This window comes from Paenibacillus sp. 203 (assembly GCF_037027525.1).
Lineage (GTDB): Bacteria > Bacillota > Bacilli > Paenibacillales > Paenibacillaceae > Paenibacillus > Paenibacillus polymyxa_B.
The window spans coordinates 1-15,756 of record NZ_JAXCHD010000001.1; the positions used below are offsets into that span (position 1 = coordinate 1).

A 15,756-nucleotide genomic window follows, 5' to 3' on the forward strand; every position below is an offset into this window, starting at 1 on the left:
GCAGGAAAAGGATGTATCGGGTATTAGCTACCGTTTCCGGTAGTTATCCCTGTCTTGTGGGCAGGTTGCCTACGTGTTACTCACCCGTCCGCCGCTAGGTTATGTAGAAGCAAGCTTCTACATAACCTCGCTCGACTTGCATGTATTAGGCACGCCGCCAGCGTTCGTCCTGAGCCAGGATCAAACTCTCCATTAAAGACCAACCGAAGTTGATTTATAGAAAGAGCGATAAGCTCATTTTGAAACTGACGAGATAAAATATCTCTTGTTTGATTTTGCGAACAAAATCATTTACTCACTCGTTGTTCAGTTTTCAAAGATCAAACATTCATTGTCTGCCTCGGCGTTTCTTTCAACCCCTCAGCAACTTTTATAGTGTATCATATTTCCTAGAGTTATGTCAACACTTTTTTTCAAAAGTGTTTTTCACTCTTTTTGATAACACTTGAAGCGACAAGAAATAATATATCATACTTTCTTTATATTGTGCAACTGTTTTTTTAAAAATACTTAGTTAAGTAACAATACACTCGATATAAAGCTCTCTTTGCAGCATTAGGTTAATGATTTCCCCATCTACTTGAATCAACGGACGAGTCGGATGATCTCGATCAGCAAATATAATTTCCCCTGTACGGTTATCATTGAGGCGCACCTTGGTTCCATTATTGAATTGGGTTAGCTTATGAATAAAAACTTGTACGACACTTGGGTCCAGCTTTCCAAATGATTCTGACTTGATTTGCTCCAGAACCAGATACGGTGATTGGGCAGGCCGGTATGTTTTCTCTAGAGTCATAGCATGGAACACATCAGCTACTCCAACGATTTTAGCGTAGATGTGGATTTGTTCCCCTTTAAGACGCAGTGGATATCCAGTACCGTCCACTTTCTCATGATGCTGAAGAGCTGCCAAACGCACACCTTCGTTAATGGCTTTCACATTTTTAAGCAGCTGGTATCCTAGTGATGTATGACTACGTATTTCTTCTTGCTCTTCCCACGTTAGTTTGGAGGGCTTGTACAGAATGGCCGGGTCCATTTTAGCGTTCCCTATGTCATGAAGCAATCCAGCAAAAGCCACCTGCATCCAATCCTTTTGAGGTAATCCGATCCATTGTGCAATGGAGTAGGAAGTAAGGGAGGTTAGCACGGCGTTGTGAAAAATATAGTCCACTTCGATCATGGCAGGCGGAGTATAGGTCATTACATTATAGCGCTGAATGTGCACCAGTAAGGACTCCAATTGTCCTCGCAGTTCATATATAGATAAATTAGAGACGAGTACCGATTGAAATGCGTTCTTAACGAGCATCACCATTTTGTCATACTCATCCTGAAATTGTTCAGATTCATCTCGCCCATCTAACGAAGGACCTTGCGATTCCGATATTCCAGATCGAACAGTCGTAGACTCGCCACTGGATTTTGTAAGATCATCCGTTCCTACCTCAACTTGCTGGATCAGGAACGCCTGTAAAATCTCCAAGTCACGCGGTAGCAGAATGCGCCCTTTTGGTAGCAGCAAGCTGCCCATTTCTGTAAATACATCGCTTTGCAATCTAAGTCCTGCTTTTAATTCGGGTACGGGTACAGTTGTCATGGTCAACCTCTCTGTTCTCACAACAGCTGCTCCAGCTGCCAGTTATGATGTCATTATATTACTTGGGATTGATCCTGTACATTCATTTTATGCCATTTAAAGCATACTTGTCTGAATTCGTTAGCCAGAAAAAGAAAAAGGCTCCCCGACCAAATAGTCAGAGAGTCTCTTCCATCTAAAATTTAATAACTAATGTTGTTTCCATATGCAGGCTCTTATTCGCCCTCAGAAGATTCTGGGTCGTTACCTTCCGTATCTTCTGTATTCATTTCGAGAGTTGGTTCAACAGATGATAGAGAGGAGCCCTCTCCAGCTTCCCCATCCTCTAATAATTCTTCAAGCAGTTCATCCTGCTCCTCATTCTTGTTCGCTCGACAAACAGTTGCAACCGAATCATCATCGCGAATATTAATCAGCCTTACCCCTTGTGTATTCCGACCCATCGTGGAGATTTCCCCCATGCTAGTCCGAATCAAGGTGCCACTAGCTGTAATGATCATCAGATCCTCTTCGGTTTTTACAACCTTGAGACCGACAACCGGACCATTTTTATCCGTAACATTAATCGTCTTGATCCCCTTACCTCCACGGCTTTGGATACGATAATCCGCAACAGGGGTACGCTTGCCATAACCTTTGGCCGTTACAATCAGGATATCCAGGCTGGTATCTACGATGTCCATACCTATTACAGCATCACTCTCATCAAGGTTGATCCCTTTAACCCCTGTAGCGCTACGGCCCATAGACCGTACATCACTTTCAGGGAAACGGATAGACATGCCTTGTGCTGTACCAATAATCATTTCCTGCTGTCCGTCCGTCAGCTTCACTTCGATCAGGGCGTCATCTTCACGCAAGTTAATGGCAATCAAGCCACCTTTGCGGATATTTGCATAGTCGTCAAGTGGTGTCTTCTTAATGATTCCATGCTGGGTCGCAAAGAATAGATAGCTATCCTCCACAAATTCCTCGATTGGAATTACCGCATTGATCGACTCACCCTGTTCAATCTGAATCAGGTTAATAATCGGTGTCCCCCGGGCTGTCCGGCTAAGGTCAGGAATCTCATAGGCCTTAATCCGATATACCTTGCCCTTGTCGGTAAAGAATAACAAATGATGATGTGAATTCGTAATGAACAGATGCTCTACGAAATCCTCATCTTTGGTATCCATCCCCACTACACCACGACCACCGCGCTTTTGACTGCGATAGGTAGTAACAGGAAGGCGTTTGATATATCCCGTATGGGTTACAGTAATAATAACATCTTCACGCGGAATGAGGTCCTCATCCAGAATACTCTCTTCACCCACTGTAATTTCAGTGCGACGGTCATCAGCGAAACGTTCCTTAAGTTCATTCAGCTCTTCGCTAATGATGTTGAGTACCAGATGCTCGTTCGCCAAAATCTCACGGTATTCCGCAATCTTTTGTATTAACTCGTTATATTCGTTCTCGATCTTCTCACGTTCCAAACCGGTTAAGCGTTGCAGACGCATATCCAGAATAGCCTGAGACTGCTCAAGAGTGAGCGAGAAACGCTCAATCAGTCCTTCACGAGCTGCTTCTGCAGTTTGGGAAGAACGAATCAAGGCAATAACTTCGTCCAGATGATCAAGGGCAATGCGCAAGCCTTCCAGAATGTGTGCTCTAGCTTCGGCTTTTTTCAGATCAAATTCTGTCCGGCGACGAATAACCTCGACCTGATGTTTGAGATAATGATACAAGACATCCTTCAGGTTCAAAATCTTCGGTTCGTTGTTTACAATGGCCAGCATATTAATACCGAAATTCGACTGCATGGCCGTATGTTTAAACAAATTATTCAGAACGACATTCGGGTTCACGTCTCTACGCAACTCAATAACGACACGCATACCCGTACGGTCCGATTCATCCCGAAGATCCGTAATGCCTTCAATACGTTTGTCACGTACTAATTCGGCAATTTTCTCGACCAGACGAGCCTTATTCACTTGGTAAGGCAGCTCATGCACGATAATCCGTGCTTTATTGCCAATCTCTTCTATGGTGGTCTTCGCACGCATGGTCACAGATCCGCGACCAGTCTGGTACGCCTGACGAATACCAGAGCGTCCTAAAATATAACCTGCTGTCGGGAAATCCGGCCCTTGAATATAATCCATAAGTTCCATCGGCGTAATGTCAGGGTTTTCGATCAGTGCTTGTACACCATCGATAACCTCTCCCAAGTTATGCGGAGGAATATTGGTAGCCATCCCGACTGCAATTCCGCCGACGCCATTCACCAGCAAGTTAGGATAACGTGCAGGTAATACAACGGGCTCGCTCTCTTCACCATCGTAGTTCGGCATAAAATCAACGGTCTCTTTGTTCAAATCACGTAGCATTTCCATGGCAATCTTGGACAACCGTGCTTCGGTGTAACGCATCGCAGCCGCCATATCTCCATCCACGGAGCCAAAGTTACCGTGTCCGTCCACCAACATATAACGCAAGGAAAAATCCTGCGCCATCCGTACCATCGTATCATATACAGCCGTATCACCATGAGGGTGATATTTACCGATAACTTCGCCGACGATTCTTGCCGATTTTTTGTAAGGCTTATCTGGCGACATGCCTAGCTCGGACATCGCGTACAGAATACGACGGTGTACCGGCTTCAGTCCGTCCCGCACATCAGGCAAGGCACGGCTAACAATAATACTCATGGCATAATCCATAAAGGATTCGCGCATTTCCACTCCGATATCCCTATTGATGATTTGCGAGTTATTTTGATCCGCCATGCTGGTCCTCCTTCTTATCCTTCAATACAATGCTCTCTATGTGAAAAGCCTAACAAGATACTGCCTATACACTCCGCTCTCTGCGCAGGATTTTGGCTGAAATCCTCATCTGTGTAATTATATTACTTTCACAAAAAGAGCACAATTAAACGCATTGTCCTCTTTACAGCGTAAATCCCTCGTCATTCTCTTTCTGCGTGTAGCAGATTGCTATCTCTTGTACAACTCACAAGCCCTGATCATAACAAATTCCCCAGAGCTGGGGATTAGCCCCCACCCTAAGGGCCTTTTCCACATACAATACGTATACGGTCAGGGTTCACTTAGCAAAATTCCGAAAAACGCCGTATTTCTCTATTATATCATTGTTTTACGCGCTTGTCCTTTAGTTTCCCTTGTTTTGTCAAAGTGTTGCGGATTCCAAGTACATGACTCATATTTCGAAAAGAAAGGGATGAGATTACTTGTCTATTCAGCGAGTATCCAGTAAGTGGACCAAAACAAATGCCATTCTCCCCAATCCGACATTGGCGGCTTATGTACCAGAAACACGGTTGTACACATTTGATCACTTGAACGAAATGTTGGCCGTGTATGGTACTGTCTATATTAAGCCGGATAACGGTACTTATGGAAAAGGGGTTATGCGGGCAGAGAGGCTGACAGAGCCGCTTCCACCGACAGAAGAAGGAATTATCGAAGAGAGAACTTGGTATGTGCTTCGCTATGAAGTAGATACCTTCACCTTCGAAAGTCTAGAAGATCTGCATAAAGTGGTTACTTCCCGCATACGAAAACGTCCATATCTGATCCAGCGTGGAATTCCACTTCTTCAGCATGAAGCACGCCCTTTCGATCTGAGGGTATTAACCCAGATGAATTTGAGACACCAATGGGAAACAACGCTTATTGTAGGACGCGTAGCTGCTCCTGACAAAGTCGTCACCAATCATCACAGCGGTGGGACAACGCGCTTTTTCAATGAGCTAGTCGCTCCATACATGGATGTAAAGGAAGCTGTACGACTGGAGCAAAAATTATCAAAAATGGGCGAACGGGTAGCCTGGCAGTTGCAAAAAAGATACCCACGTTTAAGGGAAATTGGATTAGATGTGGGACTGGATCAGCAAAATTATCCGTGGATTCTGGAGGTTAATACGAGACCAGCAATTAAGGTGTTCTCTTCTCTTCCAAACAAGAGCCTCTATCATAAAATATTCAGATATGCAGTAGGCTACGGCCGGTACTCTTCATCCACGGGTAAAACCATACGCTCTAAGAAAAAAGCCTAAAACAATGAGTTCAAATATTCAAATACACCCGGGCTGGTTAATGAGAAGAAAAGGGACGCCCATTTGGGCGCCCCTTGTGAACTCCTACAAAATACTACCTAATGAGCACATAAAACAGTCACTAGGAAGGAACGTTAACATTAAAAATCAAGATTTTTCACGTACTTCGCATGTTCTTGGATAAAGTCGCGGCGAGGTTCTACATTATCACCCATTAAGGTATTGAACAGTGTATCAGCCAACATCGCGTCACTGACAGTTACCTGAAGCATAGTACGACTCTCAGGGTCCATCGTAGTTTCCCAAAGTTGGGTCGCATTCATCTCACCCAAGCCTTTATAGCGCTGTACATTGTATTTCGCGTTTTCTCCAAATTCCCTGATGATCTCATCACGTTCCGCCTCGGAGTTCGCATAACGTACAACTTTGTTACGCTCCACTTTGAATAGTGGTGGCTGAGCAATATAAATATAGCCTGCATCAATGATTTTACGCATGTACCGATAGAAGAACGTCAGCAACAACGTACGAATATGGGCACCATCGACATCCGCATCTGTCATGATAATGACCTTGTGATAACGGGCTTTGGCGATGTCAAAGTCGTCTCCGATCCCTGTACCCATTGCTGTTACCATCGACCGGATTTCATCACTGGACAAAATACGGTCCAAGCGTGCCTTTTCAACATTCAGGATTTTACCGCGAATCGGCAAAATAGCTTGAAAGTGACGATCACGACCCTGCTTGGCCGATCCTCCTGCTGAGTCACCTTCGACGATGTACAGTTCACTAATCGAAGCATCCTTAGAGGAGCAATCCGCCAGTTTGCCTGGGAGCGAACTGATTTCCAGCGCACTTTTACGACGTGTAAGCTCACGCGCTTTACGCGCTGCTTCCCGGGCACGTGCTGCTTGTAAAGATTTATCAACCACCCGGCGGGAAACAGACGGATTTTCCTCTAGGAATTCCTGGAGTTTCTCTGCGAATAGGGATTCGACAATCCCTCGCACCTCACTGTTACCAAGCTTTGTCTTGGTCTGACCCTCAAACTGTGGTTCTGGAATTTTGACGGAGATAATCGCCGTCAATCCTTCACGCACATCGTCACCGGTCAAGTTGGCGTTGTTGTCCTTAATCAAGCCATTTTTACGTGCATAATCGTTAATAATCCGGGTTAATGCACTCTTGAAACCTGATTCGTGAGTTCCGCCCTCATGGGTGTTGATGTTGTTGGCAAAAGAATAAATATTCTCGGTATAGCTGTCGTTATATTGCAATGCCACTTCGACTTGAATCATATCACGCGAGCCTTCGACATAAATCGGCTGTTCATGCAGCGCTTCTCTTTTTTGATTCAAAAATTGCACATATTCACTGATTCCGCCCTCGTAGTGAAATGTATCGCTGGCGCCCGTCCGTTCATCAGTCAAGCTGATTGCAATACCTTTGTTCAGGAAAGCCAACTCACGAATCCGTGTCTGGAGCGTATCATAGTCATATACGGTCGTTTCTGTAAAGATTTGATCGTCAGGATAAAAAGTCGTTTGGGTACCCGTCTCGTCTGTGTCACCGATGACTCTGACATCATACTGCGGAGCACCACGATGATATTCCTGCTCATACAGATGTCCGTCCCGTTTAACATGCACGATCATTTTGCTGGAGAGGGCATTTACTACGGATACACCAACCCCGTGCAGACCACCGGATACCTTGTACCCTCCGCCTCCAAATTTACCACCTGCGTGAAGCACGGTCATAACGACTTCCAGCGCAGATTTTTTCATTTTGGCGTGTTCACTTACTGGAATACCGCGACCGTTATCTGTAACGGTAATGCTATTGTCTTCGTGAACGACAACTTGAATGCTGTCACAGTAACCCGCCAGCGCTTCGTCAATGCTGTTGTCCACAACTTCCCAGACCAAATGATGGAGACCTTTGGCGCTCGTGGAGCCAATATACATCCCGGGACGTTTCCGAACCGCTTCCAGGCCCTCAAGGACCTGAATCTCGCCCGCATCATAAGACGGTTGATTCATAGACATGCCTTTCACCTACTTCTATAGATTCTATGGTTAAGCATTGGCAACAAACTGGTTTGCCCGCTTTTTGAGTGTTGTTGAGGAGATGGGGGAATAATACACCGTATTCTGAGTCACTACGATGGACTTGGCTTCCTCTTCGCCAATCATCTCGACATGCTTCTGCTGTTGGGCGTGGTTCACGTATTGCTTGGAGATTTTAGAGGATTTTTCAATCGAGATATCGAAAATAGCCACAAGCTCTGAAGAGCGGATGATTTTTTCTCCACCCAGATGAATATACATAGCGGTCACTCACTCCTTAGTGTTCCACATGCCCGTCGTGGACGTGATAAATATTGGCATCCTTGAGTCGTTCTGCGTTCAAAGTCTCAACCCCGGTTGCCGTGATAAAGGTCTGTACCTTGCTTTGGAAAGTCTCGATCAGCTGAGTCTGACGATAGGGGTCCAGCTCGGACAAAACATCATCCAGCAGCAGGACAGGATATTCACCAATTTCTTCATGAATTAACTCTATTTCGGCCAGCTTCAAGGACAGGGCCGTCGTCCGCTGTTGCCCCTGCGAGCCATACGTATGCACTTCTCTGCCGTTAATGGCAAAGGCCAAATCATCACGATGGGGTCCCGCCAAAGTCATGCCACGGCGGATTTCCTGTTCCCTCATTTGGGATAACTTTATCATAAATCGCTCCAATAAGACAGCTTCATCTTCTTCCTCTGGCTCACTGAAGGAGGGAACATAGGTTAATTTTAACTCTTCTGTCCCACCTGCAATCCCTTCATGAATGGCCTGAGCCCACTTTTGTAGCTTTGTTATAAATTGTTTCCGCTTTTTAACAATTTTAACACCATGCTCAACAAGTTGCTCATTCCATACCTCCAGCATCAGCTGCACTGAAGCCATATCCTTACCCCAAGCTTGCTTGAGCAGGTTATTTCGCTGCACCAATACTTTCTGGTATTGCTGCAAATGATACAGATATCCTGGCGCAACCTGTCCAATTTCCATGTCAAGAAACCGGCGGCGAACCCCCGGTGTTCCTTTGACGATTTCGAGATCCTCAGGTGCAAACATGACCACATTTAACGAACCGATAAAATCGCTCAGTTTTCGCTGCTCCAGTCCGTTGATCTTTGCTTTTTTGCCTTGTGTGGATAACGCGAGATCCAGTCTGATTTTCCCGTATTTTTTATCCACATCCGCAGCTAGGTGAGTGGAAGTAGCCCCGAAAGAGATTAACTCTTTGTCGCGGGACGTTCGATGACTTTTGGTTAAAGCCAATACAAAAATCGCCTCTACCAGATTCGTTTTGCCCTGCGCATTTTGTCCGATTAGCAAATTAACGGGACCAAATTCATTCAGCTCCAGCTGTTCATAGTTCCGGTACTGCTGCAAAACAATGTTGTTCACAAACACATAGGGTCCCCCTTGTTACTCCGTACCTAAAAGGAGTCCTTGCCACCCAGGCGATCATGCTCCTGCTGTAACTTCGAAACTTCCATTGTCCTCTACTTCTACGGTGTCACCTGGGTACAGTTTTCTTCCGCGACGTTCTTCCGGTTCACCATTCACACGGACTTGTCCCTCTTGCAGCAGGGCTTTAGCCATGCCTCCTGTGGATACACAATCGGCTAATTTTAAAAATTGATCGAGCTTGATGTATTCGGTCTGTATAGATATCTGTTTCAAGGCTTGTTCATCCTTTCGCTTGTCCTCGGGTGGGTTAAAGCTAAACGTCAGTTGGTTGTGCGATATGGCAGGATGATATACAGCGCATTGCTGGAATCTGCCGGTTTTAAAATAATGGGACTCATAATGCCGGTAAAAGCAATCGTCAGCTGCTCGCTATCAATCACCTTGAGCACGTCGAGCATGTATTTGGAGTTGAACGAAATTTTGAGCGGCTCTCCCTCAAATTTGGACACAGTTACTTCCTCACGCACTTTGCCAAGCTCAGAGGAACTAGAGGAAATTTCCAAGCCGCCATTTTCCAGCGACTGCATTTTTACAATATTCGTTTTTTCCTCACGGGACAGCAAATAAGCACGGTCAATTGACTCACTTAAACTTTTTGTATCCACAATCAGTTCTGTTTTGTAGGAGGTCGGAATAATTCTAGAAGTATCAGGATAGGTGCCGTCCAAGATGCGGGAATAAAATAGCACCCGATCTACTTTGAATAATACCTGATTGTCCGCTACTACGATATCCACAAGCATATTTTGGTCTGGAATAATTCTGCTCAGCTCATTTAGCGTTTTGCCCGCAATGACAACATTGCTAAAGCGCAAGCCTTCAGACGTCTCCAAATGAGCGCTGCGGGTGGCAAGGCGGTGGCGGTCCGTTGCCACAAACTTCAGTTCCCCCTCAGCCAGATTCCACAACACGCCGGTTAAAATCGGTGTCGTTTCGTGGGTGGAAATGGAGAACACCGTCTGTTTAATCATATTTTTAAGTAAATCTCCTGGCACAGAGATGACTTGATTTTCTTCAATGTTGGGAAGCACCGGGAATTCTTCAGGGTCCAAGCCAACAATCTGAATTTCAGTTGCACCGGACGAGATAAAGGTTTGGAATTGGTCTTTTACCTCCATACGGATCTCCTGAGACGGCAACTTTTTGATAATTTCGACAAAGAATTTGGCTGGCAGCACAACACTACCGGGTTGTTCAACCTGAACAACAGTTTGGTCACCATCCTCCATCGGAATAAAGGATTGAATGGAGATGTCTGTATCGCTGGCGGTCAGCGTTACTCCCTGGTGATTCACATCCAGCTTAATACCGCTCAGAATGGGAATCGTAGTCCGACTTGATATCGCTTTGGATACATGTTGTATAGCCTCGTTCAAAACGTTTTTCAGAATGCTGATCTTCATAAGTTCCTCCTACGGGTTTTAATCCTTCAAGCACGCGTTGACGCGGGCCTTATTTAGGTGATGTATATCTTTAAAATATATTAGTAATAGTAATAGGCGCACTGAATATGTGGATAAGTCACTGTAACCCTAATAAAATCAAGCCTATCCACATGTGTATAAATTGTGTATAGGCTCTGAACTTGTTCAGGTTGGATTTTTGATTTTTTCTATTAGGTTGTTGATAACTTTAAACAGATCCTGATCCACTTGAATGGATTTGGAGATTTTTTCGTGCGCATGAATGACAGTCGTATGATCACGCCCACCGAAAGCTTCGCCGATTTTCGGCAAAGAATAGTCGGTTAGCTCACGAGACAGGTACATGGCAATTTGTCGTGGAAATGCTACAGCCTTCGTCCGCTTACGCGCTTTAAAATCCTCCAGCCGTAGATTGTAAAATTCCCCGACTTGATGCTGTATATCCTGAATCGTGATCATTTTTGGACGGCTGGACGGGATAATGTCCTTCAACGCTTCAGCCGCAAGATGACTTGTTACATCCTGATTTGTTAAGGAAGAATAGGCGACAACGCGTATTAGCGCCCCTTCCAGCTCACGGATGTTCGTATCAATTTGATTAGCAATATACATCATGGCCTCATTGGGAATATCCAGGTTTTCCGCCCGCGCCTTTTTCCGAAGAATAGCAATTCTCGTCTCCAGATCCGGCGGCTGAATATCCGTAATAAGTCCCCACTCGAAGCGAGAGCGCAACCGTTCTTCCAGCGTTGGAATTTCTTTAGGCGGCCGATCGCTTGAGATTATAATCTGCTTGCGTTCCTCATGAAGCGCGTTAAACGTGTGGAAAAATTCCTCCTGCGTCGATTCCTTGCCCGCAATGAATTGAATATCATCAATGAGCAAAATATCGATGTTCCGATATTTATTCCGGAAACTTTCCCCGCGGTTGTCCCGGATGGCATTAATGAATTCATTCGTAAACTTCTCCGACGATAAATAAACGACCTTGCTGGTCGGATTGTGCTCCAAAATATAGTGCCCGATAGCGTGCATCAGATGCGTTTTTCCCAGCCCCACACCACCGTATAAAAACAGCGGATTGTAAGCTTTGGCCGGCGCCTCGGCGACGGCCAGCGATGCCGCATGGGCAAAACGGTTCCCCGATCCAATGACGAATGTATCGAATGTATATTTGGGATTCAGCATATGGGACACAGCTTCTTCATGAACGACCGGCTGCTGCTGAGGTTGTTGCTGAAGGTCGACCTCGGCGGGCTTGTTCTCTTCAATAACGAACTTGACCTCTAGCTGTTTGCCCAAAATTTCATAAACCGTTGCTCCGACTAGCTTGGTATAGCGGCTTTCAAGCCATTCCACGGCAAAAGTTGTCGGTGCAGAAATCACAATGGAGTGGTCATTTAGTTTCGCTGCCTTGGTAGCCTTAAACCAAGTGTCGTAACTCGGCTTACTCAGCTTGGTTTGTATAATGGATAGAATTTGCTGCCATAGTTCAGAGGTATGGCTGTCCACAGACGTCACTCCTTTTAAATCCTGACATTTTACCGAATTAAGCTGCAGAGAGCTGCTCTCGGCGCTTCGGCAAAACGCCTAAAATCCCAAAAATGTTGTTGAAGGCCATAAAAAGACATACCGCCGCCTAAATCATGCGGCAGTGTGGTGAGAGAACGCAGCACAAAATGACCCTGAAAAATAGCTAATGGAAATTCCGCTGCTGATCAGCAGAAGAGAGGCGATATTTCTCAGGAGGGAATGTGCGGCACGATCCGTTCTCTTGATCCCGCAGGCCAAAACGGGACTGCAATATGTCGAAATCAAATGAAAAATGTAGAATATATCCCCAGAATCCCAAATCCGCACAAAAATAAAAAGATGGATAAATTGAACTTGTTCACAACTTTATCCACAGGGTGTTGATAATATGGAGGGTAAAACAACATATTCACATTCAAAAGTAATATCATCATAGCAAAAGAAGCCTTGTATTTCAATGACTGGTGGTTATTTATCCACAAATTCAATCTGTTGTGTACAATTTTTATTCACAACACAAGATATTGTTTATAATTTGTTCAGTTTTCGACAATAACTCTTTTTTACTCTAAAATGTTATGCACAGGTTATGACCATTTAAATCACAATTCAGTTCTTTTTGTGGATCTGTGTATAACAGCCGTTGCCTTTTGGTCACAGAGGCTTATTTTTCTGTTGAAAATTTCCGGTAACGTTTCCGACATTATTTTTGAACGAACCCGATAACGTCGATCTGAAAATAGGATGGATTCAAATCAAAGAATGAAGGAATTAAAAAGAGCAGTTTTTGGAGGAGTGAAAACTACCAATAGAATGCTGATGATGGAGGAGAGGCGAAAGAAATTTTTTGAAATAAGGGAATAAAAGAGCGAAGTGAGTGAGCGGGGGAAGGGGAGGAGGCTTCCTGATTCGAAAAAGAGGGAGAGGATTCACAAGTACATTGACTTTGGCCGCTATTTGTGGTTAAATGTACAAAGGTGTTTTTTGTGGAGATTGCTACGTTAGGTATATTCCATATAAAACGTATTCCTTGTAAGGAGGTGCAGCACAATGAGACCGACTTTCAGACCGAATGTCAGCAAACGTAAAAAAGTTCACGGCTTCCGTAAAAGAATGAGCACGAAGAATGGCCGTAAAGTTTTGGCAGCTCGTCGCCAAAAAGGTAGAAAAGTATTGAGTGCGTAATGCGTGCATAAAGACCACTACGGTGGTCTTTTTTTTCATAATTGAGGTATTCAGGGATCGGATCCCTTCTTCTATTGTTGTAATAATGTAGTGAAAGAAGAGGGAGAAGTCCAGCATCCTGTCCTATATTAGATGAAGCTTTTGAAAACGGATATAAAATAAGCGAGATTACCATGTTGGAATGTTGTCCATACTTCTTACTATATAAAGGGTAAGGGTAAGCTTACCGACATGTGTAAAAGAGATGAGCAAGGAGAAGCGCCGTGCAAAAAAAATTGCGTCTACGACACCGGGCGGACTTTGGGCGCGTATACCGCCATGGCAAATCTTTTGCCAACCATCAGTTTGTGGTGTACTGGTTCCGCCGCAGAGAGGTAGAGCAGTTCCGCGTCGGAATTTCGGCCAGCAAGAAGATCGGCAATGCAGTAGTTCGCAACCGGATGCGCAGAATCGTTAAGGAAATTGTGCGCCATCATGAACATGAATTGGTGGAGCAGATTGACCTGATTTTTATCGTTCGTAAAGGTGCGGTTACAATGTCGTATCAAGAGCTGGAGAAAAGCGTGCTGCACGTTCTACGCAAAGCCTCGCTGCTCAAGTCTTCACGCCGATAGTCAGTATCTTTGTCCTACAGGATATGGTATGATTTACGTTGGAATGGATTGGTTAAGAAAGGGGTTATGAAGTGTCGCGTTTGAAGACTCAACGAGGAAAATGGTTCCTCCTGATTGCCTTATTGGCACTTGTTGCTGTGCTGTCCGGATGTGCCCAGACGGCCCACAATTCTTACACGACGGCAGACTTGGCCAATGGATCGTTTTGGCAAAGATATGTCGTTTACTGGTTTTCGTATGCGTTAGATACATTTGCCCAATGGTTCTCTGGAGAGTATGGCCTGGCCGTACTGATTCTGGTGATTATCGTGCGAACCATTATTTTGCCGCTTACACTCAAGCAAGTACGTAGTTCCAAAGCTATGCAGGCCATTCAGCCGCAATTAAAAGAAATCCAAGCGAAATACAAGGATACGCCTGAAAAAGTCCAGCAAGAGACGATGAGGTTGTTCCAGGAAAACAAGGTCAACCCGATGGCTGGCTGTCTTCCTTTGGTAGTACAGATGCCAATTTTTATCGCGCTTTATAATGCCATTTATTATAACTCGGCATTGCGGGATCATGACTTCTTGTGGCTCCAGTTAGGTAAACCGGATCACTTGTTTATCCTGCCGATTTTGGCAGCGATTACGACATTTGTCCAAACTTGGATGATGATGAAAATGAATCCGACGCCGCAGCAGGGACCGATGCAATTTTTGCTGTACGTCTATCCGGTGCTGATTCTGTTCATGTCGTACAACTTCCCATCCGCTTTGCCGTTGTACTGGTTCTACAGTAATATTTACACGATCATTCAAAACTATTTCCTTTATCGGAATAAGGATAAAGAAGCAGCACTGGCGAATGTGAAAACAGCCAGTCTCGCGAAAACAGGTTCCTCCAATAGTAAGAAAAAAGGTGGTAAAAACACGAAGGGGGCTAAAAAGTCGAGATGACCAAAGTCGTGACATCAGGAAAAACCGTTGAAGATGCTGTAAGACAAGGACTCTCCCAGTTGGGAGTAAGCCGTGAACGGGTAACCGTAAGCGTGTTGGAACAGCCGTCAAAAGGATTCCTGGGGTGGCTCGGGGTCAAGAAGGCGAAGGTGGAGCTTACGCTGCTCTCTGAGCCGTCTCCTGAAACCACACACGCGGCTGAACTTCATGTATCGGCTCAAGCACCTTCTAGCGTGGGACAGGCTTTATCAAAAGAAACTGGGCCTGTTGCACAGGAAGCACAGATGAACATGGAAGCACCCTCGGGACATATAGATGCTTATGAAGAGGCGGTGCGTTTCATCCGTGAAACAGCAGCAGGAATGGGACTGGACGTTAAAGTCGATGTCCGCCACCGCAAGGATGAAAGTACACTGGATATCTCCGGTCCGTCGCTCGGTATGTTGATCGGCCGCAGAGGACAGACGTTGGATGCATTGCAGTACCTGACGAATATCGTTGCCAACCGTCATTCTGACAAGTTCATCCGAATTGTGCTGGATGCCGAGCAATTTCGTGCACGTCGGCAAAAAACGCTGGAGGATTTGGCAGATCGGTTGGCGAACCAGGCTATTCGTTATGGCAAGGAAGTGGTACTGGAGCCAATGCCGTCACAGGAGCGGAAGCTGATTCATGCCAAGCTCCAACAGCATGCGCTGGTTAGAACATACAGCAAGGGGGACGAGCCCAATCGGCGCGTCATCATTGCTAAAAAATAATCCGACGCAATGGCTCTCTGCAAGATGCAGAAGCCATTGCTTTTTTTCTTATATTTCTCGCTGAAACGGCTGCCGTCCTTGATGAAGGACGGCAATGTCGTTTC

At 45.3% G+C, this 15,756-nt stretch carries 13 protein-coding genes and 1 rRNA gene; 5 read left to right on the top strand and 9 right to left on the bottom strand.

The genetic code is table 11. From position 1 onward, the window contains the following. From WA407_RS00005 to gyrA, 3 genes are all read right to left on the bottom strand, one after another. Positions 1 to 196: ribosomal RNA gene (locus WA407_RS00005) — 16S ribosomal RNA — on the bottom strand; the annotation flags it as partial. Between the two features lie 318 nt (positions 197 to 514). Beyond that, positions 515 to 1,603, bottom strand: coding sequence for an HD-GYP domain-containing protein (locus tag WA407_RS00010; protein WP_061830448.1), 1,089 nt, complete (start codon positions 1,601 to 1,603; stop codon positions 515 to 517). Between the two features lie 215 nt (positions 1,604 to 1,818). Then, complete coding sequence (gene gyrA, locus WA407_RS00015) at positions 1,819 to 4,383, bottom strand: DNA gyrase subunit A (RefSeq protein WP_235306832.1); 2,565 nt, start codon at positions 4,381 to 4,383, stop codon at positions 1,819 to 1,821. 464 nt (positions 4,384 to 4,847) lie between these two features. Here gyrA and WA407_RS00020 point away from each other — a divergent pair, with 464 nt between their 5' ends. Then, a complete protein-coding gene (locus WA407_RS00020; protein WP_235306831.1) occupies positions 4,848 to 5,675 on the top strand; it encodes a YheC/YheD family protein in 828 nt (275 codons plus the stop codon). A gap of 140 nt (positions 5,676 to 5,815) precedes the next feature. Here WA407_RS00020 and gyrB read toward each other — a convergent pair whose 3' ends face one another. From gyrB to dnaA, 6 genes are all read right to left on the bottom strand, one after another. Beyond that, complete coding sequence (gyrB, locus tag WA407_RS00025) at positions 5,816 to 7,726, bottom strand: DNA topoisomerase (ATP-hydrolyzing) subunit B (RefSeq protein WP_061830445.1); 1,911 nt, start codon at positions 7,724 to 7,726, stop codon at positions 5,816 to 5,818. 30 nt (positions 7,727 to 7,756) lie between these two features. After that, positions 7,757 to 8,008 (bottom strand): extracellular matrix regulator RemB, encoded by a 252-nt coding sequence (gene remB, locus WA407_RS00030; RefSeq protein ID WP_007433255.1) that lies wholly within the window; start codon positions 8,006 to 8,008, stop codon positions 7,757 to 7,759. A 16-nt stretch (positions 8,009 to 8,024) separates the two neighbouring features. Beyond that, positions 8,025 to 9,140, bottom strand: coding sequence for a DNA replication/repair protein RecF (recF, locus tag WA407_RS00035; RefSeq protein ID WP_013308098.1), 1,116 nt, complete (start codon positions 9,138 to 9,140; stop codon positions 8,025 to 8,027). 54 nt (positions 9,141 to 9,194) lie between these two features. After that, a complete protein-coding gene (yaaA, locus tag WA407_RS00040; RefSeq protein ID WP_023986416.1) occupies positions 9,195 to 9,413 on the bottom strand; it encodes a S4 domain-containing protein YaaA in 219 nt (72 codons plus the stop codon). A 47-nt stretch (positions 9,414 to 9,460) separates the two neighbouring features. Continuing rightward, positions 9,461 to 10,603, bottom strand: coding sequence for a DNA polymerase III subunit beta (dnaN, locus tag WA407_RS00045; protein ID WP_029518977.1), 1,143 nt, complete (start codon positions 10,601 to 10,603; stop codon positions 9,461 to 9,463). Between the two features lie 186 nt (positions 10,604 to 10,789). After that, positions 10,790 to 12,136, bottom strand: a complete 1,347-nt coding sequence (gene dnaA, locus WA407_RS00050; RefSeq protein ID WP_103049703.1) for a chromosomal replication initiator protein DnaA — start codon at positions 12,134 to 12,136, stop codon at positions 10,790 to 10,792. Between the two features lie 1,071 nt (positions 12,137 to 13,207). On the opposite strand from dnaA, the gene rpmH reads away from it, so the two are divergent. From rpmH to jag, 4 genes are all read left to right on the top strand, one after another. Continuing rightward, positions 13,208 to 13,342 carry a 50S ribosomal protein L34 gene (gene rpmH, locus WA407_RS00055; protein WP_007433250.1) on the top strand — a complete coding sequence of 45 codons (135 nt, stop codon included), beginning with the start codon at positions 13,208 to 13,210 and terminating at the stop codon, positions 13,340 to 13,342. Positions 13,343 to 13,605: 263 nt separating this feature from the next. Then, complete coding sequence (gene rnpA, locus WA407_RS00060; protein WP_254327996.1) at positions 13,606 to 13,956, top strand: ribonuclease P protein component; 351 nt, start codon at positions 13,606 to 13,608, stop codon at positions 13,954 to 13,956. 71 nt (positions 13,957 to 14,027) lie between these two features. Continuing rightward, a complete protein-coding gene (locus tag WA407_RS00065; protein WP_254327997.1) occupies positions 14,028 to 14,894 on the top strand; it encodes a YidC/Oxa1 family membrane protein insertase in 867 nt (288 codons plus the stop codon). Then, positions 14,891 to 15,652, top strand: coding sequence for an RNA-binding cell elongation regulator Jag/EloR (jag, locus tag WA407_RS00070; RefSeq protein ID WP_235306829.1), 762 nt, complete (start codon positions 14,891 to 14,893; stop codon positions 15,650 to 15,652). The genes WA407_RS00065 and jag overlap by 4 nt, the downstream gene beginning before the upstream one ends. Positions 15,653 to 15,756: the final 104 nt, after the last annotated feature.